Below are 23,024 nucleotides of genomic sequence, written 5' to 3'. Positions count from 1 at the left end.
AGTCTTAGCTCCCTTGTGTAACGAGGCCTAAGGTTTCTCGTGCCTCAGAGATTGTGTGTCCGGAGAACCTTTTCGGCCACGGCTTCGGGGGTGATGCCGAAGTGCTTGTAAAGGTCCTTGTAGGGCGCGCTCGCCCCAAACCCATGCATGCCGACGAAAATTCCGTCCGGGCCGATGACCGAATCCCAGCCGAAGCGCACGGCCGCCTCGACCGCAACCTTGATCGGCGCATCGCCGATGATCCGGGCGCGAACCTTTTCCGGCTGAGCCAGGAACAGGTCGAGGGAAGGCACCGACACGACACGAACCGCGAAGCTCTGGTCCTCCAGGAGCTTCTGGGCGGCGAGCGCGATCTCAACCTCGGAGCCCGAAGCGAAGATCGTGGCGCGGGCCTTGCCCGATGCCGGCGACAGCTCGTAGGCGCCCGTGGCCGAGAGATTGTTCGCGCCACCCTCCTTACGCACCTGCGGCAGGTTCTGGCGGGTGAGGGCGAGCGTCGACGGGCCGTCGGTGCGCTCGAGCGCGAGCTGCCAGCATTCGGCAGTCTCGATCGCGTCCGCCGGGCGGAACAGGCGCATCTTCGGCATGGCGCGAAGCGCCGCCAGATGCTCCACCGGCTGATGGGTCGGGCCGTCCTCGCCCAGCCCGATCGAGTCATGGGTCATCACGTAGACGACCGGGATGCCGGCAAGCGCCGCGATGCGCATGGCGGGGCGGGCGTAGTCGGTGAAGACCAGGAAGGTCGCGCCGGCCGGCACGTAGCCGCCATGCAGCGCGATGCCGTTCATGGCTGCCGCCATGCCGTGCTCGCGGATGCCGTAATGGATGTAGCGGCCGGCATAATGGCCGGGCGAGATGGCGGTCAGGTTCTTGGTCTTGGTGTTGTTCGACGGCGTCAGGTCCGCCGAGCCGAGCACCAGCTCCGGCACCGCCTCGGTGATGACGTCGAGGGCGATCTCGCTGGCCTTGCGGGTCGCGACATTCTGCGGCTCGGCGACGAGTTTGTCCTTCAGCTTGGCGACCGCATCGGCGAGCCCCTGCGGACGCACGCCCTTCACGCGGCGCTCGAACTCGGCGCGCTTGTCGGCGGGCAGGGCCTTCAGGCGCTCGGCCCAGGCCTTGCGCTGGCGGCGGCCCTTCTTGCCGGCCTTGGCCCAGGCGTCGCGGATGGTGTCCGGGATCTCGAAGGGCGCGTGGTTCCAGCCGAACGCGGCCTTGGCGCCGGCCAGCTCCTCGGCGCCGAGCGGCTCGCCGTGAGCCTTCGAGGTGCCTGCCTTCTTCGGGGCGCCGAAGCCGATGGTGGTCTTGCACGCGATCAGCGTCGGCTTGTCGGACTTCTGGGCGCGGGCGATGGCGCGCTGGATCGCCTTCGGATCGTGGCCGTCGACGCGCAATGCGTTCCAGCCGCAGGCCTGGAAGCGCTTCACCTGATCGACCGAGTCGGACAGCGAAAGAGGACCGTCGATGGAGATGCCGTTGTCGTCCCACAGGACGATCATGCGATTGAGCTTCAGGTGGCCGGCGAGCGCGATCGCCTCGTGGCTGAGGCCTTCCATCAGGTCGCCGTCGGAGGCGAGCACATAGGTGTGATGATCGACGAGATCGTCGCCGTATTCGGCGTTGAGCATGCGCTCGGCGAGCGCGAAGCCCACGGCGGTGGCGATGCCCTGGCCCAGCGGGCCCGTGGTGGTCTCGACGCCGGGGGTCATGAAGTTCTCAGGATGCCCCGGGGTCTTGGAATCGAGCTTGCGGAAGTTTTTCAGCTCGTCGATGGTCACGCCCTTCACGCCCGTCAGGTGCAGGAGCGAGTAGAGCAGCATCGAGCCGTGGCCGGCCGACAGGATGAACCGGTCGCGGTCGGGCCAGGTCGGGTCCGTGGCGTCGTATTTCAGGAACTTGGTGAACAGCACCGTCGCCACGTCCGCGGCGCCCATGGGCAGGCCCGGATGGCCGGATTTGGCTTGTTCGACGGCGTCCATGGCGAGGACGCGCACGGCGTTCGCCAGATCGGAATGGGTGACGCGATCGGCGGGGACGGTATCTTGCACGGCGAGATCCACAGTCTTGAGGGCCCCGCAACGGGGCGGTCTGTCCGGAAAAAGGCGTGGGCTCCTTAACACGCGACCGGGGCGAGTCAAAGGCACCCGGCGGCTGAATTCCCTGAAGAGGGGACTCATAATGACTGCTGGTTCGCTACAAACACAGGCGCCTTCTCCCTCCCCCTTGTGGGGAGGGATTAAGGGTGGGGGTGTTGGCGCCGGAGCCTGATAGGCTATCGCTCACACCCCCACCTCCAACTCCTCCCCACAAGGGGGAGGAGGGCTTCACGGCGTGCTGATTCATTGATGAGCCAGACTCGCAGGGCCGTTGCCTGGGCTCCGCTTGGGGGTATCCTTGCCCCGGCACGGCCCGACCGAAAACCGGGTCCACTTTTCCGCACGATGCGTTAGTGTCGTTCCCGATTCCAGGAGGCACGATGGCGGCACCCACACTCGACGAGGCGATGAAGCGGCTGGAAGTGGCCTTGGGGCTTCTCGAAGCCTCGATCTCGCGGCGCCTGGATGCCGATACGCGACGCGGCGGCCTGGAGACCGAGCTCCAGCTGATGCAGGACGACCGCGCCCGCCTCGCCGTCGAGCTCGATGGGGCCCTGACCCGCCTGCACCGCTTCGAGGCCGCCACCGACGATGTGTCCCGGCGGGTCCGGCAGGCCATCGGCGCCGTCGAAACCGTGCTTGCCCAGGCCGGCCAGCTCGTGACCGAGGAGGGCTGAGGATGCCCCAGGTCACCGTGACCATTGCCGGCCACACCTACCGGATCGCCTGCGCGGAGGGCGAGGAGGCCCATCTCGAAGGCTTGGCGGCCGCCTACGATGCCAGGGTCGAGGAAATGCGGGGCACCTTCGGCGAAATCGGCGACCTGCGCCTCCACGTGATGGCGGCGATCGCACAGGCCGACGAGCTGGACGAGGCCAAGCAACGGATCGCCGCGCTCGAAGCGGAGGTGGCGGCACTCAACAGCGTCAACGCCGCCAGGGACGAACGCCTCGAGCGGATCGAGATGCGGCTTGCCGAGGGCATCCAGATGGCAGCGGAACGAATCGAGGGCCTCGCGCGCAGCCTCAACGCGGCGGGGCAGGGATAGCTATCATGCCTTGCCGTCATCCCGGACGCCGTCAGGCGATCCGGGATCGTGAGCAGGATAAGGCACTATTCTTGTTCGACGATCCCGGGTTCTGCTGTGCAGCCCCGGGATGACAGGCTCTTGCCTCATCAGCCCTCCGAAAAAGACTGGCTCTCGCCCGAACTTTCCCCTTCCCCCCAGGCGTCCCGATCCCTACATAGATTGGGCGGGGCTGCGGGGCGCGTTAGGAGTTCATATTCCCCGGGGCCTTATCGATCCTGAAGGGAGCTGTCCCTGACCCGGTCCCTGGACCGGGACATACGGCGCCCACCTACTTTGTAGGTTCCCGGGATCGCTTCTCCGACGGTTTCTGTGGCTCCGCACCTTTCATGACCTCTTCTCCCCCTCCCGCAGCATTGAAAGAGCGCCTGCGCAACGGGATGCTCGCGCGCCGCGATGCGCTCGACGAAGGCTTCCGCGACGAGGCCGCCGGCCGAATTCTCGAGCGTGCTCTCGACCTTCAAGACCTGAACGGCATCACCCCCGTCGGCGCCTATTGGCCGATCCGCAGCGAGGTCGATCCGCGCCCGCTCATGGAAGCGCTTCTTGAGCGAGGGCAGGATGTCTCCCTCTCCCAGATCCTCCATCCCCACTTGAGCTGGCGCCTCTGGCAGCCCGGCGACGTGCTGATCAAGGGCGGCTTCGGCGTGCGCGAGCCCGGCCCGGATGCGCCGGAAGTTTTCCCCAAGGCGCTGATCGTTCCCCTCGTCGCCTTCGACCGCAGGGGAGGGCGCATCGGCTACGGCAAGGGTCATTTCGACCGGGCCATCGCGGGTCTGGAAACGCAGCATCCGGTCTTGACGGTCGGGCTCGCTTATGCGGTTCAGGAGATCGACGAGGTTCCGATCGAGCCCCATGACCGGCTCCTCGACATCATCGTCACGGAAGCCGAGCTCATTCGGACGAAATCCGCATAGGGACTTATCATGCGTCTTCTTTTCCTCGGCGACATCGTCGGGCGGCCCGGCCGCAACGCGGTGATCGAGCGCCTGCCCGGCCTTCGCGACCGCTGGCAGCTCGACTGCGTCGTCATCAACGGCGAGAACTCCGCCGGCGGCTTCGGCATCAACGAGGCGATCTGCGACGAGATCCTGGCCGCCGGCGCCGATGCCATCACGCTCGGCAACCATTCCTGGGACCTGCGCGAGACCCTCGTCTTCATCGAACGCCAGCCGCGGCTGCTGCGCCCGGTGAACTATCCGCCTGGAACGCCCGGGCGCGGCGCAAACCTCGTCGACACGCGCTCGGGCCACCGGGTTCTCGTGGTCAACGTCATGGGCCGCCTCTACATGGACCCGCTCGACGATCCCTTTGCCGCTGTCGACCGGGAGCTCGAGACCTGTCCCATGGGCCAGGTGGCCGATGCGGTGATCGTCGACGTCCATGCCGAGGCGACGAGCGAGAAGGAGGCCATGGGCCATTACTTCGACGGGCGGGCGAGCCTGATCGTCGGCACCCACACCCATGTGCCGACCGCCGATCACCGGGTCCTGCCCGGCGGCACGGCCTACATGACCGACGCGGGCATGTGCGGCGACTACGATTCCGTGCTCGGCATGCAGAAGGAGGAATCGATCCGCCGCTTCCTTCAGAAAACTCCCGGCCCGCGCATGGAGCCGGCCCTCGGCGAGGGCACGCTTTCCGGCATCGCGGTGGAGACCGACGACCGCACGGGATTGGCCAAGCGCGTGGCGGCTCTCCGCCTCGGGCCGAACCTGGAAGAGACCTGGCCCCGCTTCTGGGACTGAGGCCATTTCTCACGTCATGGCCGGGCTTGTCCCGGCCATCCCGATCCGGTGAAGCGCCGCGCTTTTCTTAATCGGGATCACCGGCACGAGGCCGGTGATGACGTGTGGGATGTATGGAAGGGAAATGCTCGACAGCGGACGCTCCCTTGGCGCGGAGCGTTGCCGTTCCCATCTCTCCCGTCACGGAGGAAGCCGGTGGACGTGGATACAGAGTCGAAGGGCGCGAGGAAGAGCATCTATCGCGCGGAGAGCGAGTTCCACCGGGCGCATGCGCACCAGAGCGCTTCCGCGGTGCTGCGCGCCGTGATCGACGAGGCCAAGGGTGAGACGATCTCGATTCGGGAGATCATCGAGGCCTTCGGCGAGCGCGCCTTCGGCTTCGTGCTGATCCTGTTTTCCCTGCCCAATTGCGTGCCGGCCCCGCCCGGAATCGCCGGCATCGTCGGCACGCCGGTCCTGATCTTCGGCATCCAGATGATGCTGGGCCACACCCGGCCCTGGCTGCCGGGCTTCATTCTGCGGCGCACCGTCTCGATCGCGAAGTTCAAGCGGCTCATCGACATCGCCGAGCCTAAGCTCCAGAAGCTCGAGAGCTATTGCAAGCCGCGGCTGCTCCAGCTCTTCGGCCCGTTCGGGGACCGGGTGGTCGGGTTCTTTGCCTTCCTGGTCGCCGTGTCGGTGCTGATCCCGTTCCCGGGCACCAACTTCCCGCCGTCCATCGCGCTGGTCATCGCCTCCATCGCCGTGATGGAGGAGGACGGCTATCTGCTGATCGTCGGCTATCTCATCGGCCTTGCCGGCCTTGCCTACACGGCCACGGTGCTCGGCGCCTCCTACCACCTGATCCTGGCGACCATCCACAACCTGCCGTCCTGGCTTGGGTTCTAAGGGCATCGGTATTTTCCGGATCGGATGCGGGGGGCTTTGCCTGAAGCCCTCCGCCGTCCTATAAGCCTGCCATCGTCAACTTCTCCGGCCTGACGGGCGCTTGAACCACAAGCCGCCCTCGGCCGAATATTCCGGAGGCCCCGATGGCCGGGCATTCACAGTTCAAGAATATCATGCACCGCAAGGGCAAGGTGGACGCGGTGCGCTCCAAGGTGTTCTCCAAGCTCGCCCGCGAAATCACCGTCGCGGCCAAGATGGGCATGCCCGATCCCAACATGAACCCGCGCCTGCGCGCCGCGATCCTCGCCGCCCGCGCCGAGAACATGCCCAAGGACAACATCCAGCGCGCCATCAACAAGGCGACCGGCGGCGATGCGGAGAATTACGACGAGATCCGCTACGAGGGCTACGGGCCCGGAGGCGCGGCCATCATCGTCGAGGCGATGACCGACAACCGCAACCGCACGGCCTCCGACATCCGCTCCTACTTCACCAAGAGCGGCGGCAACCTCGCCGAGACCGGCGCCGTCTCCTTCATGTTCGACCGGGTCGGCTACGTCGAGTTCGGACCGGAAGTCGCCGATGCCGACGCCATGCTGGAGGCCGCCATCGATGCCGGCGCGGACGACGTCGTCTCCTCCGAAAACGGCCACGAGATCTATTGCGACCAGGGCAATCTCAACGAGGTGACCAAGGCGCTCGAGGACAAGTTCGGCGAGCCTAAGGCCTCCAAGCTCGTGTGGAAGCCCCAGACCCCCGTCGCCGTCGACGACGAGACCGGCGAGAAGCTCATGAAGCTCATGGAGTCCCTCGAGGAGCACGACGACGTCCAGAGCGTCTACGGCAATTTCGAGCTTTCCGATGCCCTCATGCAGAAGATGGCAGGCTGAGTGAGCGAACGCGTCCGCATCCTCGGCCTCGATCCCGGCCTGCGCAACACGGGCTGGGGCGTCATCACCGTCGAGGGGACGAAGCTGTCCTTCGTCGCCTGCGGGGTCGTGACCTCGGACGGGGACCTCGCACTGGCCTTGCGCCTCAAGCAGCTTCACGACCGGCTGACGGAGGTGATCCGGACCTGGACGCCCGACGAGGTGTCGGTCGAGGAAACCTTCGTCAACAAGGACGCCCAGGCGACCCTCAAGCTCGGCCAGGCCCGCGCCATGTCCCTGCTGGTGCCTGCGCTCCATGGGCTGCCGGTGGCGGAATACGGCGCCAACCAGGTCAAGAAGACCGTGGTCGGCGTGGGACATGCCGACAAGGATCAGGTGCAGGCCATGGTGAAGATCCTGCTGCCCAAGGCTGACTTCAAGAAAGCCGACGCGGCCGACGCCCTCGCCATCGCCATCGCCCACGCTCACCACCGCAAGGCCCGCGCTTTGGCGGCGAGCTATTAATTTGTTACAGAAGAGCAAAGCGTCATCCCAGACGGCGTGAGCCGATCCGGGATCGCGAGACCAATCGGGCGCCTCTTCCCTCCCCCTTGCGGGGAGGGGTAGGGGTGGGGGTGGTTCGACTGGGTGAGCGGTCAGGTAAGAACGGCGCTGTATTGACCTCATGCTTCCATGATGAGGCGCAGCATCCCGACTTTACGACCCCCACCCTCAATCCCTCCCCGCAAGGGGGAGGGAAGCAGGAGCGACAAAGAACGTGATCGGCAAACTCAAAGGCGTGGTCGATTCCTACGGCGAGGATTTCGTGATCCTCGACGTGCACGGGGTCGGCTACGTGGTCCATTGCTCCTCCCGCACCCTCCAGAACCTGCCGCCCACCGGCGAGGCGGCGGTTTTGTCCATCGAGACCCATGTGCGCGAGGACATGATCCGCCTGTTCGGCTTCCGGTCGGATTCGGAGCGCGAGTGGTTCCGGCTGCTCCAGTCGGTCCAGGGCGTGGGCTCCAAGGTGGCGCTCGGCATCCTCTCCGTGCTCGATCCCGGCAACCTCGCGACCGCCATCGCTACCAGCGATAAGGCCTCCGTCGCCCGCGGTCCCGGCGTTGGCCCTAAGCTCGCTCAGCGCATCGTGTCGGAACTCAAGGACAAGGCGCCCGCCTTCGCCTCCGTCGACCCGGCCCTCATCCGCCTCACCGGCGCGGTCGAGGACAGGAGCGCGCCGGCGCCCGTGACTGACGCCATCTCGGCCCTGGTCAATCTCGGCTACCCCCAGGTCCAGGCCTCGGCAGCTGTTGCCGCCGCGATCAAGCAGGCCGGCGAGGAGGCCGAGGCGAAGACGCTGATCCGGCTGGGTTTGAGGGAGCTTGCGAGATAACCCTCTGTCATCCCCGGCGGCCGCAGGGCCGGGGAGGGGATTCACGGACACACGCTGTCGCTCTGGATTCCCTTCCCTCGCTTCGCTCGCCGGGAATGACAAGAGGAGTTCATGGTCCACCGCGTGGGTGCGTTCCTGTTTTGATCTTGTTAAGAATGGCGTATTAGAGCCTCATCGCTTATATGAAGCCCCTGGAAGGTAAGCCTCTTTGACCGATTCCCGCCGCCTGATCAGTCCCGAGAAGCGCGAGGACGATGCCGAAGCGTCGATCCGGCCGCTGTCGCTCGACGATTTCACGGGCCAGAAGGCCGCGCGCGCCAATCTCCAGGTCTTCATCGATGCAGCGAAGTCCCGGGGCGACGCCCTCGACCACGTGCTCTTCGTCGGGCCGCCGGGGCTGGGCAAGACCACGCTCGCTCAGATCGTCGCCCGCGAGCTCGGGGTCAATTTCCGCTCGACCTCCGGCCCGGTGATCGCGAAAGCCGGCGATCTGGCGGCGCAGCTCACCAACCTCGAAGAGCGCGATGTGCTCTTCATCGACGAGATCCACCGTCTCAACCCGGCGGTGGAGGAAATTCTCTATCCGGCCATGGAGGATTATCAGCTCGACCTCATCATCGGCGAGGGCCCGGCGGCCCGCTCGGTGAAGATCGAGCTGCCGAAATTCACGCTTGTCGGCGCCACCACCCGCGCAGGCCTGCTCACCACGCCCTTGCGTGACCGCTTCGGCATCCCGATCCGGCTCGAGTTCTATACTGTCGACGAGCTCGAGCTGATCGTACGCCGCGGCGCACGGGTGCTCGGCCTCGGCATGAGCGAGGAGGGCGCCAACGAGATCGCCCGCCGCTCCCGCGGCACCCCGCGCATCGCCGGGCGCCTGCTGCGCCGGGTGCGCGACTTCGCCATCGTGGAGGGCGTCCAGACCGTCTCCCGCGATCTCGCCGACCGGTCGCTGCGCCTCCTCGACGTCGACCCCATCGGCCTCGACCTGATGGACCGCAAGTACCTGACCATGATCGCCGGTTCCTTCGGCGGCGGTCCGGTCGGCATCGAGACCATCGCCGCGGCCCTCTCCGAGCCGCGCGATGCCATCGAGGATATCATCGAGCCCTATCTCATCCAGAAGGGCTTCGTGCAGCGCACTCCGCGCGGACGGGTCCTCACCCCCCATGCCTTCCGGCATCTCGGCATCCAGGAACCCACCCGCGAGAGCGCGGCGCAGTTCGGGCTGTTCAACGGGGATGGGGATGAGTGAGAGGCGCGATCAGGGCGGGATGATCGGCTCTCATCTTTCCGGCTTCATGCAGGACGGCGCTCATGTCCTGCCCATCCGCGTCTATTACGAGGACACGGATTTTTCGGCCCGCGTCTATCACGCCAGCTATCTGCGCTTCATGGAGCGCGGTCGCACGGAGCTGCTGCGGGCGGTCGAGGTGGCGCAGTCGGACCTTCACGCGGAGATGGACGGCCTCGCCTTCGTGGTCCGCAAGATGATGATCGACTTCCGCGGCGGAGCCGTCATGGACGACGTGCTCGCCATCGTCACCCGGCCGAAGGAGATGCGCGGCGCATCGATGACGCTCGCCCAGGAGGTCCGGCGCGGCGACGAGGTGCTGGTCGCTGCCGATGTCATGGTCGCCGCTGTCAGGGGCGGGCGGGCCGTGCGGATTCCGGACGAGCTGCGCGCGGCGCTGACGGCGGCTGCACCTTAGGACCACGATGCCTTGTCGAGCACGGGCGTGCGCTCGACCGGAAAGCGGCGGCGCTTGAACCGAGACGACAGAGCGGCTCCTCGATTGCCCTGCAACGGAGCTTTACCGGCCTTCTGAAACTCGAGTCCCATCAGCCAAACTACCACGGACATCCGGAATCGGGTGAAGAGCCGACCGATGCACGTCTGCGCTGAATAGCCGGGCTCGAGTCACTCCGATGATCTCTAGTGTGACGCTCCAGCGCGACTGGCCATCTGGGTGGCCATGACACGGTCGTTGATCGGAACATCCAGCAGCGCGGGACCGTCGCCTGTCGCGAAACGCTCCACGAAAGCTGGCAGTTGGATCAGATCGTCGAGCCGTCCGGCCATCAGCCCGAAACCTTGTGCCACTGCCACTAGGTCAGGGCGGCCGAAAACGGCACCGCTGTCGGTTACGCCTCTTGCTCGCAATTTATGGATCTCCGACCCGTAAGCACCGTCATTCAAGACTACGACCAGCACCCGCAGTCCGCAGCGCTGCATCGTTTCCAGCTCCTGCACATGCATCATCAGGCTGCCGTCCCCATCCAGCAGCACCACCGGCTGCCCAGGACGAGCGGCTGCCACTCCCATAGCGAATGAGGTGCCATTGCCGATCGCGCCGAACTCGCGGATGGTCAGGAAGCGGTCGTGTGGCCGACCGCGCATCTGGGCCGTGAAGGACGATACGTGGCCCGACGTGTTCACCAGATGCCAGTCCTTAGGGATTGCCCGATCCAGAGCCAGCACTGCCGCACGAGGATCGTGAACGCCGTCAGCGCTGCTCGGTTCGGCCGCCGGAAATACCGGCGTCTCGCGCAGCCGCGCTGCCAGCGCCTCACTGCGCCAGTCGGCGGCGCGTTCGGGAACGGCTGCGGCGAGGGCCTGAAGCGCCAGCGTCGCATCCCCCCGCATATGGATGTCGGCTGCCACCCGGCCTTGGCTGAGTGTCGCCGGGTCGGTGTCGATCTGCAGAACCTGCGCGTTGGGCCAGAATTTGCCGCCCATGGAGGTGTGGTAGGCCAGCGACGTCCCTGCCGCGACTACGAGATCCGCCTCCTTCAACACCTCCGTTGCAACCGGGGAGGCGAGGCCTCCGGCAATCCCGGCATCGAAGGGATCGTCGTGGTAAAGGCCTCGCGCGGGCAGCGTCGTAGCCAGCAGACCGTCGCATCGAGCTGCCAATTCCCGAGCAGCTTCTACCGCTGCCGGAGCCGTCGCGCCCAGACCGCCAAGGATGACCACCCGCCGCGCCGCTGCAAGTCTTCTCGACGCTTCGGCGAGATCGTCGGGATGTGGTTGGATGGGCGAGCGACGGGCCAGCACCTTCCATGCAGGCGGGGGCAGGAGAGGCTCCTCCGCCAGCGGGCGGTCCTGAAGGTCCATCGGCACGCCCAAAACCACCGGGCGACGTTCCTCCACGGCCTGGATGAAGGCATCGCGCACGGCCTCCGCCATGCGCTCAGGCGCATGAAGGCGCTGATAGGCGGCACCGGTAGCCTGGACGAACGGAGCCTGCTCGATCATCTGGTTATACCACGCGGCTTTCAGCGGCGGCTCTCCCGCGAACACCACCAGTGGGATACGAGCCAGCACGGCGGCAGGCAGCGCCGTCATCGTCTGGGTCAGGCCCGGGCCACAGGTGACGCTGGCCACGCCGACCCGCCCGGTCACCCGCGCCCAGGCCATGGCAGCGGCCACGGCACAATGCTCATGCCGAACATGCACCATGCGGCAGCCGCGTTCGGCCAATCGCGAAGCCCAGTACATGTTGGCATCGCCCAGCAGTGCAAAGCAGGTATCGACCTTTTCCTGCAGGAATGCCGAAGCGAGCAGATCGTAGAGCCGCAAGCCGCGATTTTGCTGAGACGTGCTATCCGACATTCGAAAGTCTCCGCATGGTTGGTTCACAAGTCAGACGCCAGGGATGACCTGAAGTGCGGGCGCCAAGCTGCCAAGCAGGGTCTGAGGCCAGGGGATATGCAGCAGGCGCTCGAACACGAGATAGAGGAAGGCGGTCGTGCATGCCGACATTGCAAGCACAAGCGACCAGCGCTCACGGGCCTCCAATCTCATATAGGCTACGACAAAAATCGCATTCGTCACGAACAGGCCCAACGTGGCCAATCCAGCCAGAATGGCCAATAGCCACAAGGCGAAGATGCCTGCCCGCGCGGCGATGCCGCCTTTACGCTGTCCGGCCACCTCGTAGGCCTTGTTTCCCGTGCTCAGTGCGACCAATGCCACGCGCCCATCGGGCGCCTCGGCGTAAACGGGAGCGCGTGCCTCTTCGAGATCGGTGCCGATGCCGGCGCAGGCCATGCCGGCTGCTTCGCAATGCGCACGGGTGGAGCGGATGCCCAACGTGCCGAAATCGAATGAATGGTTGCTCGCAGCGGAGACCAGATCGACGCCTGCCCATGCCAGCTCGTCGGCAACGGACGGCGGCGCAATCAGGTAGCTGCCTGTCCAGTTGGCGCTTTTCGGGCCTTCCAGTTCCGCGGTAGAGCCGATGACGGTCTCGAGATGGGCGTAGGTCACGTCTCCCGCGCGCATCCGGTCCATTACTCCGGCGAAGCCCGGATGGCCGTACCGCGACCATGGCCGGGCCATCATGCATTCACCGGCCAGCACGATCTTCATCTGGAGCTCCTCCCTCAAGGCAAATCGAGATGGTCTATATTGGTTTTATTTGGTATACCAATGTGAACCAAAGAGATCTGTCAACACCTTTTCACCCTGGAGGCGCATGTGCTACGACCATTTCAGAGTTGGAACGACCGGCCTGCAGTCCAGGTCAGGGACACCATGGAAGCTGAGCCACTAAAAGCCATTCGCTCTCGCGATCCCGATAAGTCCTTGCCGGACTGGGTTTATTCCCAGATCCGCGAAGCCATTCGCTCCGGACATTTCATCCCTGGCGCCCGCCTGCGCGAGCGGGATGTGGCGACGCAGCTGAATGTCAGCCGCACGCCGGTGCGCGAGGCTTTGCGGCGGCTCGAGGTTGAGGGCCTGCTGAGTGCGTCGCCCCAGAAAGGGCTGCGGGTCGCGGAGCTGGATTCGCAGATGATCAACGAGCTGTATTTCATGCGGCAGGAACTGGAAGGAACCGCCGCTTGGCTGGCAGCCCGCAACGCATCGACGGCCGAACTGAGGCTGATGCGGCTGATCGTGGATGAAGAGGCGGAGCTTCTGGACAGCCCGTCCGATCTGGGCCGACTGAACTATGCCTTGCATCAGACGATCCAGGGCGCCGCGCAGAACCGCTATCTGGTGACCTCGCTGAATGTGCTGCGCGACGGGATGATGCTCATTTCATCGACCAATCTGCATAGCCCGACGCGGGCTAGGGCGGCCCATGACGAACATTGCCGGATCGTCGAGGCCATCGAGCGCGGCGATGCCGATGGGGCGAGGGCGGCCGCACGGGCGCATGTCGTTGCTGCGCATGAGGCAAAGCTTCGGGAAAAGTCGGCGATCGCCTGACGGCTGCTCCGCCGTCTCATAGAAAATGTGGTGCCCGTCCGCTGTGGATCGGCTTGCTGCTTTCGCCCTGGGCGAGGGGAGGCCAGGATCCTTATGCCCGCCACGGCGCTTGGCGGTGACGGACCGGTCTCACCGCGGAGTGACGCCAGCAGGCCGAGGTCATTATATCAAATTGATATATCTGAAAGGCAAATTGCAAACCTAGTAATACCCCCCTTGCATGTTACCTTTGAAATGTACGGGAGCCAGATCGATGGGTCTCGTTGGGACGAGTTTCGAACTCAAGACATCTTAGGCGAATGCGGCAAGGCATTGCGGCGCGCAGTAGCGGGCAACGCGCTGGGCCAGGGAGGATTTATGACGACATCGCGCAATTGGAAAGTGACGCTGGCGGGCGAATGCATGCTGAACCGTCCGTTCGCCATGCACGACGAACCCGACTTTCTCAAAGTCGGCGAACTGCTGAAGGATGCCGATATCACGTACGGCCACCTCGAGATGAATTTTGCCGATTACGATGAGCTCAAATGGCCGGCGCGTGGTCAGGGCATCGGCAGCTTCATGATGGCGGATCCCGAGATTGCCAAGGACCTGAGGTGGGCCGGCTTTGACATCATGTCGACGGCTCACAACCACAGCTTCGACTTCGGCGCCGAGGGGCTTCTGGCCACAAAAAAGCACATGAAGGCCGCAGGCATCGTCACGGCGGGCACCGGCGCCGATCTTGAGCTGGCGAGTGAGCCTGGCTATGTGGAGAAAAAGAATGGCCGCGTTGCGCTCGTCTCCACCAGCTCGGGAAACCAGCACTTCATGTGGGCCAGTCATCCGAAAGGCGCGCTGCGCGGCCGGCCCGGCGTCAACCCTCTTCGCCTGAACTTCGAATTCATGATCGATGAGCAGACAGCTCGAAACCTCAAGGATTTCGCGCAGAAGCTCAACATCGCGAAAGCGCCGAAGCATGGCAGGGAAGGCTCCTTCGGTATTCAAATCCCCGGCGCTCAGCAATGGGGCGATCCCGACTCCTTCTTCGTCGGCGATCGCTGCGAGATCATCAGCCGCTGCCATCAGAGGGATCTCGATCGCAACTTGCGCTCCATCGACGAGGCGCGTTCGATGGCGGATCTCGTCATCGTCGCACATCACTTCAGCGTCTCGGACGGTCCGCGCGGCGACACGCCTCCGAAATTCGTCCAGCAATTCGCTCGTGCTGCCATCGACGGCGGCGCGGATATCTATGTTGGGCACGGTTGGCATCGCACGCTCGGCATCGAGATCTACAACGGCAAGCCAATCTTCTACGGTCTCGGAAACTTCTTCGCCCAGTCTGAATTCATCCAGCGCGTGCCCTACGATAGCTACGACGCCTGGGGGCACGACGTGGACCGCCTGCCGATGCTCACGCCGGCTGCCCATCCACTCCATCCGGGACTCGATACGCCGTCGGACACATGGTGGAGCTCGGCCATCATTCAGCTGGAGATGGACGACCAGAAAGTGAAGCGCATCCTCCTCCATCCGGTGGAAATGGGGCGCGACTCCTCCGGTCAGGCCAACCAGACGCGCCGGACGGGCAAGGGCGAGCATCACCTCACCGAGGGACGCCCGATGATGGCAAAGGGTGAGGATGCCGTGCGCATTCTCGATCGGTACCGTCGCCTGTCGGAGCCGTTCGGAACCTATATCGAGATCCGAAACGGCGTGGGAATCGTCGAGCTTTGAGACTTGAAGCTGCGGCCTGCGGCAGAGAGGATCCGCCGCAGGCCGCACAAGCAAAACAGATGAACTGACGCGGTTCTGCGCCAAGGGCATCGTAGAAAAGGGAGGTGACGCATGCAGCACGCTGACCAATTGGTTGCCGATGCGCGCACCGTCGCGAATGCCACAAGTTCGTCGCCGTTGCTGGATGTCAGCGATCTCACCGTCACGTTTCCCGGTGCAGCAGGACCTGTCCAGGTTGTCAGGGGACTGAGCTATTCCATCGCCCGCGGAGAGACGCTCGGCATCGTCGGGGAAAGCGGTTGCGGCAAGACGATGACCTCTCTTGCGCTGCTCGGGCTGATTGCAGGCGGGAAGGTCGGGGGCACGATCGGGTTTAATGGAAGCAATCTGGCTTCCTTCTCCCAGCGCCAGTGGCAGCAGCTGAGAGGACGCGATATCGCGATGATCTTCCAGGAACCGATGACCGCCATGAATCCGGTCATGCAGGTGGGCCGCCAGATAGGGGAGGTTCTTACCAAGCACGAGAAGCTTTCCCGGCGAGTGGCGGATAAGCGTGCCGTCGACCTTCTCGCATCGGTCGGAATTCCATCGCCGGCCCGGCGGGCTCAGGATTACCCGCATCAGCTGTCCGGCGGCATGCGCCAGCGCGCTATGATCGCCATGGCGCTCGCCTGCCGGCCCCAGCTTCTGATTGCGGACGAGCCCACCACCGCCTTGGACGTTACGATCCAGGCGCAGATCCTCGACCTGATGCTGACGCTTCAGGACGAGGCGAAGATGTCGATACAATTCATCAGCCACAATCTCGCGGTCGTGTCGGAAGTCGCCCATTCGATCATGGTCATGTATGCCGGCAAGGCTGTCGAATACGCACCCTCCGACGACCTGTTCGCCAATCCGCTGCATCCCTACACGCAGGGCCTGATCGCGACTCTGCCGGATCCCGACAGGCAGGTGAAGCGCCTGTACGTCATTCCCGGCCGCGTAACGTCCGGCATCACAGTCGGCTGCCGTTTCGCCGCCCGCTGCCCGCGGGCGGACGAGGGATGCCGCCGGACGGAGCCGGATTTCGTGGAGGTCGCGCCGGGTCATCACGTAGCCTGTCACAAGGTTGGATCATGACCGAACTTCTGACGCTCGATCGTATCCATGTCGACATCCCTCTGGAGGGTGGCTTCCTCAAACCAAAGACCGTGCTGCAGGCCGTCAACGACGTCTCGCTCACGGTCTCGAAGGGCGAGACGCTGGCGCTCGTGGGAGAGAGCGGAAGCGGAAAGACCACACTGGGCTATGTCGTGGCGGGCCTGCGCAAGCAGACGGCCGGAACGGTCACATTCGGCGGCAACCGAGCGAATGCAGACGGGCGTCCTCCGGTGCAGGTGATCTTTCAGGATCCCTTCTCCGCACTGGATCCGCGCATGGTCGTTGGCGAGATCGTCGCAGAACCTCTGCGGCTGAAGGGCGTCGCGTCGAAAGCGCGATTGGCGAGGGCGATCGAGGTCCTCGGCCAGGTGGGGCTCCCTCCGGAGGCGGCCGGTCGCTATCCCCATCAATTCTCAGGCGGTCAGCGCCAGCGCATCGCAATCGCGCGGGCGTTGATCGCGGAACCGGAAATGATCGTCGCCGACGAGCCCTTGTCTGCCCTCGACGTTTCGATCCAGAGTCAGGTGCTCAACCTGCTGGACGACATCAAGCAGCAGCACGGGATCAGCTATCTTTTCATCAGCCATGATCTTGGTGTCGTCCGGCACTTAGCAGACCGGGTCGCCGTGCTTTATCTTGGGCGGCTGATGGAAGTCGCATCGCGCGACGATCTCTTCGGTACCCCGAGTCATCCCTACACGCAGGCTCTGCTCGCCGCCGTTCCCCGCATCGGCAAAGGGCGTCGAAAGAAGGAGCAGATCCTGAGAGGCGAGATGCCCTCGCCGCTTGCTCCTCCCTCCGGCTGCGTCTTTCACACACGGTGCCCGCGCGCACAAGCCATCTGCCGTGAGACGAGGCCGGAGCTCCTGCCGGCTCCGGGTCGCCCCACGCAATTGTCCGCCTGCCATTTCAAGGACTGAGCCGATGTTGAGATACACGATATCGCGCCTTCTCCAAGCCGTGCTCGTCATTCTCGTGATGTCGCTGCTGCTCTTCATGCTGATCGGGCTGATGCCCGGCGATCCGGTGGAGAACATGCTCGAAGGCAACCCATCGCTCACGCCGGAGACGATGGCGCAGATGCGCGCTCTCTATGGGCTCGATCAGCCCGTCTACGTCCGCTACGGACACTGGCTCTACTCGGCGCTGCATGGCGATCTCGGCTATTCCAGCGTCTACTTTCGCCCCGTCCTCGAGGTTCTGGGGCCTGCGATCGTCCAGACGGCGAAGCTCCTCGTGGCGACCGAGATCATTAGCATTCCGCTAGCGATGCTGCTCGGCGCCCTTGCGGCGCGCAGGCCCGGCGGCTGGACGGACAGCCTGATCAGCCTCTTCGCCTTCGCGAGCATTTCCCTTCCCGGCTTCTGGACGTCCCTCATCCTCATCATCGTGTTCTCGGTAAAACTGGGATGGCTCCCCGCCAGCGGCACACCGCTGATGGGAGATGCTTCGTTGAGCGAGCAGATCGTCCATATGATCCTGCCGGTAACGGTCCTGACATTCTTTCATGTCGGCCCGCTGGTGCGCTACGTCCGCGCGTCGATGATCGAGACGCTGAATTCCGATTTCGTCCGAACCGCACGCGCGAAGGGTCTGTCTGAAAGTGCAGTCATCATCCGCCATGCGCTGCGCAATGCTCTTATCCCGATGGTGACCGTGCTGGCGCTGGGGTTCGGGTCCCTGTTTTCAGGTGCCTTGGTTGTCGAAACGATCTTCGGCATGCTGGGCATGGGCAAGATCATCTATGACGCCGTCAGCAACATCGATTTCAACCTAGCGCTTGTCGGCCTCCTGCTGGCGACCATCGTCACTCTGCTGTCGAGCCTTCTGGCCGACCTTGCCTATGCCTGGCTCGATCCGAGGATTGTCCTGAAATGAGCACCGCGACCTTGTCAGACGTCTCGACACTCTCCCGTGAGAACTCGGTCTGGAGAAAGCGCTGGGAGAGGTTTCGCCACAACAAGCTGGCGATGGTATCGCTGGTCTTCGTTCTACTTCTGGCTTCTGCCTGTGCGATGGCTGGACCGATCGAATACCTGATGGGCCTCGATGCCAACGCGACCAGCCTGCTGCGGCGGTTCCGGCCGCCATCCGCTCAGCATTGGCTCGGCACCGACGATCTCGGCCGGGATGTCCTCCTGCGACTGCTCTATGGCGGGCAGGTGTCGATTGCCGTCGGCCTTCTGGCAACCTTCATCACGGCTGTCATCGGGATCGCGGTCGGTGTGATTGCCGGCTACGTCGGGGGGCGGTTCGACAACATCCTCATGCGGATGACGGATTGCATTATCGCTCTGCCTCTGATCCCGGTTCTGATCGTCCTTGGCGCCGTGGACCTCACGAAGATTGGTCTGAGCCAGGATTCTGCCGCTTCGCCGACGGTGGTCTTCCTGAGGATCGTGATCATCATTGCGCTCGTGGACTGGACCACGATTGCCAGGATTGCACGCGCGGGCACCATAACGGTCCGCAATGTCGATTATGTGCGGGCTGCGACCGTGAGCGGCGCCAGGGGACGCTACAACATCCTCGTTCACATCCTGCCGAACATCGCAACGCCACTGATCGTTGCCATGACGCTCTCCGTCGGCCGCATCATCCTGTTCGAGTCGACCCTGAGCTTTCTCGGCTTCGGCATCGTTCCGCCGACGCCGACATGGGGCAACATGCTGACCAACGCACAGCAGCTGATCATCTCGGCGCCGATGCTCGCCGTCTACCCGGGCCTTCTCATCTTCAGCACGGTCATGGCGGTGAATTTCGTCGGCGACGGGGTGAGATCTGCCTTCGACCCGCGCGCGGAGACAGGTTCAGGTTCGCATTGACAAAGCGCGGTAAACAAAAGCCTAGGGAGGAAGAAATGAAGTCTGTAAAGTCAGTTCCAATATCGTTCGCCAAAGTCATCCTGGCCGGCGCCGTCATTGCGGCTGCCGGATCGTCCGTGGCGACGGCACAATCCAACAAGAGCCAGCTCGTCGTGGGCCAGCTTCAATTCCTGACGAACTTCCATCCGTTGGTTCAGGTCAACAACACCAAGCGCCTGGTCGTCAACTATTCGCTGAGGCCGATGACGGCTTTCAACGAGAATGTCGAGAACCAGTGCATCCTTTGCGAGACGCTTCCGACAATCGAGAACGGTCTTGCGAAAATCGTCGACATGCCTGATGGCAAGAAAGGCATGAAGGTGACGCTGGCCCTGAAGAAGGGGCTCGCCTGGGGCGACGGTGTGCCGGTTACGTCGAAGGACATCGAATTTACCTGGAAGATGGGACGCGATCCGAAGATCGGATTTTCCAACTACAATGCGTGGGACCGCGCCTCGGAACTGGAGATCGTCGACGACAGGACCGTCATTCTGACGCTTCCTCAGGTTCTTTCCAGCTACAATTCCTGGGATCAAGTTCTGCCGGCGCATCTGGAAGGGCCGGTCTATGCAGCCAATCCGACGCTCGACACATATGTGAAGCAGTCGCTCTACAACACGCAGCCGACCAATCCAGGTCTTTGGAACGGCTCTTATCTTCTCAGCGACTATCAGATCGGCACGCGCATCGTGTTCACTCCCAACCCGAAATGGCAGGGAACCAAGCCGCACCTGCAGCGCATCGTTCTAAGCTACCGCGATAACTCCTCGGCATTGCTTCAGAACCTTCTTGCCGGTGCCGTCGATGCGGTACCCGTCAGCCCCGGAGGCATCAGCTTTTCGCAGATGCTCGATCTGCGAGCGCAGCAGCCGAAGAAATTCACATATCACCTCGCTTACGGAACCAATCTGGAGCGCATCGCGGTCAACTTCGACAATCCGATTCTAAAGGATAAGTCGGTGCGTCAGGCACTTCTCTACGCCATCGACCGGAAGGCGATCAGCGACGAACTGTTCGGCGGCCTGCAGCCGGTGGCGCATGGCATTCTTAGCGATCAGAATGCGTTCTACAACAAGGACATGATGATCTATAAGTACGATGCGGCAAAGGCAAAGGATCTGCTTGCGAAGGCAGGCTGGAAGCCGGGCCGCGACGGGATCTGCGTCAATGGGCAGGGTGATCGCCTCTCGCTTGAGCTGGTGTCGACTGCGGGCAACCAGACTCGGGAGCAGATCGCCCAAGTCATCCAGAGCCAGATGAAAGAGGTCTGCGTCGAGATCAAGAACAACTTCGTGCCGCTGCAGGAATTCAATGGCGAAATGGCGCGCAAGAGGAAGTTCAAGGCGCTGATGATGTCGTCGATCGATTTCTCGCCTTCCGTCTCTCCCCGCATTGCGCTTGGTTCCGACGCCATCCCGAAGGCGGAAAACAACGGCGTCGGCAACAATTTCTCTGCATATGCAAGCCCTGACATGGACAAGGCGCTCGGCGAGCTGGAAATGTCACTCGATCCCAATGCCGCCAAGAAGGCATGGGGAACGGTGCAGCAGATCTTTGCGGAAGACCTGCCGATGCTCCCGCTTTACTTCTACCCGCGGGCCTATGTTGCCGTGCCTGATCTGGTGAACTTCCGGCAAGGCACTCTCGATCCGCTGCAGATCTGGTCGGAAGAGTGGGAACGCAAATAGGGCGCTACGCTCGTCTGAGGACTGCTGAAGATCGGTCAATGGTGGAATTGAAGGAATCCGATGAGGTTGAACATCGCCGTTCTGGACGACTATATCGGCGTCTCTCAAACGGTTGCGGATTGGGAGCCTCTGAAGGCTCGTGCCAACGTGGCCGTGTTCGGCAAGCCACTTTCCGTGCCGGAGGAGGCGGCGAGGGAACTCGCCGACTTCGATATCATCTGCACTCTGCGGGAGCGCATGCCGATACCGGCATCGCTCATCGAGCGCCTTCCGCGTCTCAAATACATCGTCGTGACGGGCAAGCGATACGATACGGTCGATGTCGCCGCGGCGGCTGCCCGCGGCATCATGGTCTCCAATACGCCGGTCGGGGGAGCCGGAAGTGGCGGCGTCGCTGAACTCGTCTGGGGGCTCATTTTGGCTCTCGCCCGCCACATCCCATCCGAAGATCGGTCGATGAGGGACGGAGGGTGGCAGAACCAGGCAGGGACCGCGCTGGGAGGAAAGACTCTCGGCATCCTTGGTCTCGGCGGTCTCGGTCGCCGGGTCGCCGAGATCGGGAGGGTGTTCGGCATGTCGATTCAGGCCTGGAGCCAGAACATGACCGATGAGCAGGCTGAAGCTGCCGGCGCCCGCCGCTTCTCGAAGGAGGAACTGTTCGCCACAAGCGATGTGGTGACGATCCATCTCGCCTTGGGCGACCGCACGCGCGGTATCGTCGGCGCACCCGAGTTGCGCGCCATGAAGCCGACCGCCTTCCTGGTCAACACCGCGCGGGGCGCCATCGTCGACGAAACGGCCCTGATCGACGTGTTGCGGGCGGGGTCGATCGCCGGTGCCGGTCTCGACGTCTACGAGCAGGAGCCTCTGCCCGTGGATCACCCTTTCCGCAGCCTGCCGAACGTCGTCATGACGCCGCATCTCGGCTATTTCACCCGTGAAATGCTGGGCACTTATTACGGGGACGCCATTCGTTTGATCGCGGCATTTCTCGATGGCAGACCCGACCGGGTCGTCAACATGCCCGTCGATGCCTCGACTTAAAAAGCTTCTGCGAAGGCTAGGCACGAGACTTGGTGGTTCGCCGATCGTTCGGCTACTGACGAGCGGCCAGTTCGCGATCTATTCGGCAGGCAACTGCGTGTCGCTCCTCGGCACGTGGATGCAGAGGATCGGCTGCAGCCTCCTTGTCTGGAACATGACGGAATCGACGTTCTGGCTCGGAATCCTCGCGGCGGCGGACCTGCTGCCGACCCTCTTTATCGGGCCTTTCGCCGGAGCGGCGGCAGATCGATGGGATACGCTGAGGCTCAACCGGATCTGTCAGGCCGTCCTCACGGCTGTCGCGGCTCTCATGACAATCCTGATCGTCTGCGGCTTTTTGAGCCTCACCATGCTGATCGCTCTCGTTGCACTGCAGGGTTGCGTGATTGCGTTGAGCCAGCCCGCACGCTTGGCGCTCGTCCAGGAGCTTGTGGCGTGGGAGGATATTCCCGCCGCGGTCGCCATCAATTCCATGAACGTCAATCTTGCAAGGTTGGTCGGGCCTGCCATTGCAGGATTGATGGTCGTGCATTTCGATGTAGCCTGGGTCTTCCTACTGAACGCCATCGTCACGGCCATTTTCGTTGCAACGCTCGGCGTCATCGCGACGGTTCGGAACACCGAGCGGGCCTTTGGCCGAAACGTGCTCGCCGACATCGTTGCCGGCTTTCGCTATCTGATCGCCGATCGCGGCATGCGTGTCATGTTGTTCCTGCTGCTGATTGGGGGCGTCACAATCCGTTCCGTTGCGGAAATGCTTCCAGCGTTCGCTGCCGAGCACTTCTCTCAGGCTGCCACGGGGCTCGCCGTTCTGACATCGACGATGGCCCTGGGGTCAATCCTGGCCGGGTTTAGCATGGGGACCTACCTTGTCACGAGCCGCCTTCCGCAGCAGATCATCCTATCCTGGCTACTCTCGGCGTTCGCCGTCATTGGCTTTGCCCTTGCCCCGCATTCCTGGCTTCTGTCGTCCTGCGCGATGGCAATGGGGTTTTTCACCTCGCTCGCCCTCATTGGAACACAGACCTTTGTCCAGCTACGCGCTCCGCCGCCTATGCGCGGGCGGGCTCTCAGTGTTCATGGCCTGCTCTTCCGGGCCAGTCCCTCGCTCGGCGCACTGATGCTTGGATTCGCCTCGGACCTGTTTCGCTTGACCGTGCCGGCCGTCGCGAGCGGAGGCATCATGCTGCTCGTGGCACTGGTATTTCTGCTTTCGGCGAAGCAGTTCGGATCCGGGCTCAGCCGCGACGACCGGTAGACGATC

The 23,024-nt window shown here is 63.6% G+C and carries 23 protein-coding genes and 1 other RNA gene; 20 read left to right on the top strand and 4 right to left on the bottom strand.

What is annotated here, in order from left to right:
* Positions 1-44: 44 nt before the first annotated feature.
* A complete protein-coding gene (gene tkt, locus BB934_RS08880) occupies positions 45-1,979 on the bottom strand; it encodes a transketolase (RefSeq protein ID WP_237050305.1) in 1,935 nt (644 codons plus the stop codon).
* 497 nt (positions 1,980-2,476) lie between these two features.
* Here tkt and BB934_RS08875 point away from each other — a divergent pair, with 497 nt between their 5' ends.
* The 11 genes from BB934_RS08875 (at position 2,477) to ybgC (ending at position 9,796) form a co-directional block, all read left to right on the top strand.
* Entirely contained in the window at positions 2,477-2,773 is a 297-nt protein-coding gene (locus BB934_RS08875; RefSeq protein WP_099509305.1) for a DUF4164 domain-containing protein, read from the top strand.
* 2 nt (positions 2,774-2,775) lie between these two features.
* Positions 2,776-3,144 (top strand): cell division protein ZapA, encoded by a 369-nt coding sequence (locus BB934_RS08870; RefSeq protein WP_099509304.1) that lies wholly within the window; start codon positions 2,776-2,778, stop codon positions 3,142-3,144.
* A 205-nt stretch (positions 3,145-3,349) separates the two neighbouring features.
* Positions 3,350-3,506: non-coding RNA, 6S RNA (ssrS, locus tag BB934_RS08865), on the top strand.
* Positions 3,507-3,512: 6 nt separating this feature from the next.
* Positions 3,513-4,100 carry a 5-formyltetrahydrofolate cyclo-ligase gene (locus BB934_RS08860; RefSeq protein WP_099512705.1) on the top strand — a complete coding sequence of 196 codons (588 nt, stop codon included), beginning with the start codon at positions 3,513-3,515 and terminating at the stop codon, positions 4,098-4,100.
* 9 nt (positions 4,101-4,109) lie between these two features.
* Entirely contained in the window at positions 4,110-4,931 is an 822-nt protein-coding gene (locus BB934_RS08855) for a TIGR00282 family metallophosphoesterase (RefSeq protein WP_099509303.1), read from the top strand.
* 195 nt (positions 4,932-5,126) lie between these two features.
* Positions 5,127-5,819, top strand: a complete 693-nt coding sequence (locus BB934_RS08850; protein WP_157934101.1) for an exopolysaccharide biosynthesis protein — start codon at positions 5,127-5,129, stop codon at positions 5,817-5,819.
* 143 nt (positions 5,820-5,962) lie between these two features.
* Complete coding sequence (locus tag BB934_RS08845) at positions 5,963-6,709, top strand: YebC/PmpR family DNA-binding transcriptional regulator (protein WP_099509301.1); 747 nt, start codon at positions 5,963-5,965, stop codon at positions 6,707-6,709.
* Positions 6,710-7,213: a crossover junction endodeoxyribonuclease RuvC gene (gene ruvC, locus BB934_RS08840; protein WP_099509300.1), complete on the top strand. Its 504-nt coding sequence runs from the start codon at positions 6,710-6,712 to the stop codon at positions 7,211-7,213. It begins immediately after the preceding gene.
* Between the two features lie 253 nt (positions 7,214-7,466).
* Positions 7,467-8,084: a Holliday junction branch migration protein RuvA gene (ruvA, locus tag BB934_RS08835; protein WP_099509299.1), complete on the top strand. Its 618-nt coding sequence runs from the start codon at positions 7,467-7,469 to the stop codon at positions 8,082-8,084.
* A 208-nt stretch (positions 8,085-8,292) separates the two neighbouring features.
* Positions 8,293-9,339, top strand: a complete 1,047-nt coding sequence (gene ruvB, locus BB934_RS08830; protein WP_099509298.1) for a Holliday junction branch migration DNA helicase RuvB — start codon at positions 8,293-8,295, stop codon at positions 9,337-9,339.
* 19 nt (positions 9,340-9,358) lie between these two features.
* Entirely contained in the window at positions 9,359-9,796 is a 438-nt protein-coding gene (ybgC, locus tag BB934_RS08825) for a tol-pal system-associated acyl-CoA thioesterase (RefSeq protein ID WP_173909507.1), read from the top strand.
* Here the strand turns inward: ybgC and BB934_RS50205 are convergent.
* The 3 genes from BB934_RS50205 to BB934_RS08815 all read right to left on the bottom strand — a co-directional run bounded on the left by BB934_RS50205 (position 9,793) and on the right by BB934_RS08815 (position 12,459).
* Positions 9,793-9,927 carry a hypothetical protein gene (locus tag BB934_RS50205; protein ID WP_257792370.1) on the bottom strand — a complete coding sequence of 45 codons (135 nt, stop codon included), beginning with the start codon at positions 9,925-9,927 and terminating at the stop codon, positions 9,793-9,795. The genes ybgC and BB934_RS50205 overlap by 4 nt on opposite strands.
* Positions 9,928-10,020: 93 nt before the next feature.
* Positions 10,021-11,700 carry a thiamine pyrophosphate-binding protein gene (locus BB934_RS08820; protein WP_099509297.1) on the bottom strand — a complete coding sequence of 560 codons (1,680 nt, stop codon included), beginning with the start codon at positions 11,698-11,700 and terminating at the stop codon, positions 10,021-10,023.
* A 30-nt stretch (positions 11,701-11,730) separates the two neighbouring features.
* On the bottom strand, positions 11,731-12,459 hold the full coding sequence (locus tag BB934_RS08815; RefSeq protein WP_099509296.1) for a CapA family protein: 729 nt from the start codon (positions 12,457-12,459) through the stop codon (positions 11,731-11,733).
* A 216-nt stretch (positions 12,460-12,675) separates the two neighbouring features.
* Here BB934_RS08815 and BB934_RS08810 point away from each other — a divergent pair, with 216 nt between their 5' ends.
* The 9 genes from BB934_RS08810 to BB934_RS08770 all read left to right on the top strand — a co-directional run bounded on the left by BB934_RS08810 (position 12,676) and on the right by BB934_RS08770 (position 23,018).
* A complete protein-coding gene (locus tag BB934_RS08810; RefSeq protein ID WP_162299150.1) occupies positions 12,676-13,302 on the top strand; it encodes a GntR family transcriptional regulator in 627 nt (208 codons plus the stop codon).
* Positions 13,303-13,395: 93 nt separating this feature from the next.
* The gene (locus BB934_RS08805) at positions 13,396-15,021 is read left to right on the top strand and encodes a CapA family protein (protein ID WP_237050223.1); all 1,626 of its coding nucleotides are present in this window, start codon (positions 13,396-13,398) and stop codon (positions 15,019-15,021) included.
* A 111-nt stretch (positions 15,022-15,132) separates the two neighbouring features.
* The gene (locus tag BB934_RS08800) at positions 15,133-16,143 is read left to right on the top strand and encodes an ABC transporter ATP-binding protein (RefSeq protein WP_099509293.1); all 1,011 of its coding nucleotides are present in this window, start codon (positions 15,133-15,135) and stop codon (positions 16,141-16,143) included.
* Positions 16,140-17,084: an ABC transporter ATP-binding protein gene (locus tag BB934_RS08795; protein WP_099509292.1), complete on the top strand. Its 945-nt coding sequence runs from the start codon at positions 16,140-16,142 to the stop codon at positions 17,082-17,084. Before BB934_RS08800 ends, BB934_RS08795 begins: the two co-directional genes overlap by 4 nt.
* Positions 17,085-17,088: 4 nt before the next feature.
* Positions 17,089-18,042, top strand: coding sequence for an ABC transporter permease (locus tag BB934_RS08790; protein ID WP_099509291.1), 954 nt, complete (start codon positions 17,089-17,091; stop codon positions 18,040-18,042).
* Positions 18,039-18,989: an ABC transporter permease gene (locus BB934_RS08785; protein WP_099509290.1), complete on the top strand. Its 951-nt coding sequence runs from the start codon at positions 18,039-18,041 to the stop codon at positions 18,987-18,989. Before BB934_RS08790 ends, BB934_RS08785 begins: the two co-directional genes overlap by 4 nt.
* Positions 18,990-19,024: 35 nt before the next feature.
* Complete coding sequence (locus tag BB934_RS08780; protein WP_099509289.1) at positions 19,025-20,716, top strand: peptide ABC transporter substrate-binding protein; 1,692 nt, start codon at positions 19,025-19,027, stop codon at positions 20,714-20,716.
* Between the two features lie 60 nt (positions 20,717-20,776).
* Positions 20,777-21,760, top strand: a complete 984-nt coding sequence (locus BB934_RS08775; protein ID WP_099509288.1) for a D-2-hydroxyacid dehydrogenase family protein — start codon at positions 20,777-20,779, stop codon at positions 21,758-21,760.
* Complete coding sequence (locus tag BB934_RS08770) at positions 21,711-23,018, top strand: MFS transporter (protein WP_099509287.1); 1,308 nt, start codon at positions 21,711-21,713, stop codon at positions 23,016-23,018. Before BB934_RS08775 ends, BB934_RS08770 begins: the two co-directional genes overlap by 50 nt.
* The last annotated feature ends 6 nt before the right edge of the window (positions 23,019-23,024 follow it).

Source organism: Microvirga ossetica (assembly GCF_002741015.1).
GTDB classification, from domain to species: Bacteria; Pseudomonadota; Alphaproteobacteria; order Rhizobiales; family Beijerinckiaceae; genus Microvirga; species Microvirga ossetica.
This window is presented reverse-complemented; position numbering and strand designations above follow the sequence as displayed.

Coding starts and splice junctions, on each gene's coding strand:
- BB934_RS08805 (WP_237050223.1), top strand. CDS start 13,396: ATGCCCGCCACGGCGCTTGGCGGTGACGGACCGGTCTCACCGCGGAGT.
- BB934_RS08770 (WP_099509287.1), top strand. CDS start 21,711: ATGGCAGACCCGACCGGGTCGTCAACATGCCCGTCGATGCCTCGACTT.
- BB934_RS08795 (WP_099509292.1), top strand. CDS start 16,140: ATGACCGAACTTCTGACGCTCGATCGTATCCATGTCGACATCCCTCTG.
- tkt (WP_237050305.1), bottom strand. CDS start 1,979: ATGGACGCCGTCGAACAAGCCAAATCCGGCCATCCGGGCCTGCCCATG.
- ybgC (WP_173909507.1), top strand. CDS start 9,359: ATGATCGGCTCTCATCTTTCCGGCTTCATGCAGGACGGCGCTCATGTC.
- BB934_RS08790 (WP_099509291.1), top strand. CDS start 17,089: ATGTTGAGATACACGATATCGCGCCTTCTCCAAGCCGTGCTCGTCATT.
- BB934_RS08860 (WP_099512705.1), top strand. CDS start 3,513: ATGACCTCTTCTCCCCCTCCCGCAGCATTGAAAGAGCGCCTGCGCAAC.
- BB934_RS08800 (WP_099509293.1), top strand. CDS start 15,133: ATGCAGCACGCTGACCAATTGGTTGCCGATGCGCGCACCGTCGCGAAT.
- BB934_RS08820 (WP_099509297.1), bottom strand. CDS start 11,700: ATGTCGGATAGCACGTCTCAGCAAAATCGCGGCTTGCGGCTCTACGAT.
- BB934_RS08775 (WP_099509288.1), top strand. CDS start 20,777: ATGAGGTTGAACATCGCCGTTCTGGACGACTATATCGGCGTCTCTCAA.
- BB934_RS08815 (WP_099509296.1), bottom strand. CDS start 12,459: ATGAAGATCGTGCTGGCCGGTGAATGCATGATGGCCCGGCCATGGTCG.
- BB934_RS08845 (WP_099509301.1), top strand. CDS start 5,963: ATGGCCGGGCATTCACAGTTCAAGAATATCATGCACCGCAAGGGCAAG.
- BB934_RS08875 (WP_099509305.1), top strand. CDS start 2,477: ATGGCGGCACCCACACTCGACGAGGCGATGAAGCGGCTGGAAGTGGCC.
- BB934_RS50205 (WP_257792370.1), bottom strand. CDS start 9,927: ATGGGACTCGAGTTTCAGAAGGCCGGTAAAGCTCCGTTGCAGGGCAAT.
- BB934_RS08855 (WP_099509303.1), top strand. CDS start 4,110: ATGCGTCTTCTTTTCCTCGGCGACATCGTCGGGCGGCCCGGCCGCAAC.
- BB934_RS08870 (WP_099509304.1), top strand. CDS start 2,776: ATGCCCCAGGTCACCGTGACCATTGCCGGCCACACCTACCGGATCGCC.
- BB934_RS08780 (WP_099509289.1), top strand. CDS start 19,025: ATGAAGTCTGTAAAGTCAGTTCCAATATCGTTCGCCAAAGTCATCCTG.
- BB934_RS08785 (WP_099509290.1), top strand. CDS start 18,039: ATGAGCACCGCGACCTTGTCAGACGTCTCGACACTCTCCCGTGAGAAC.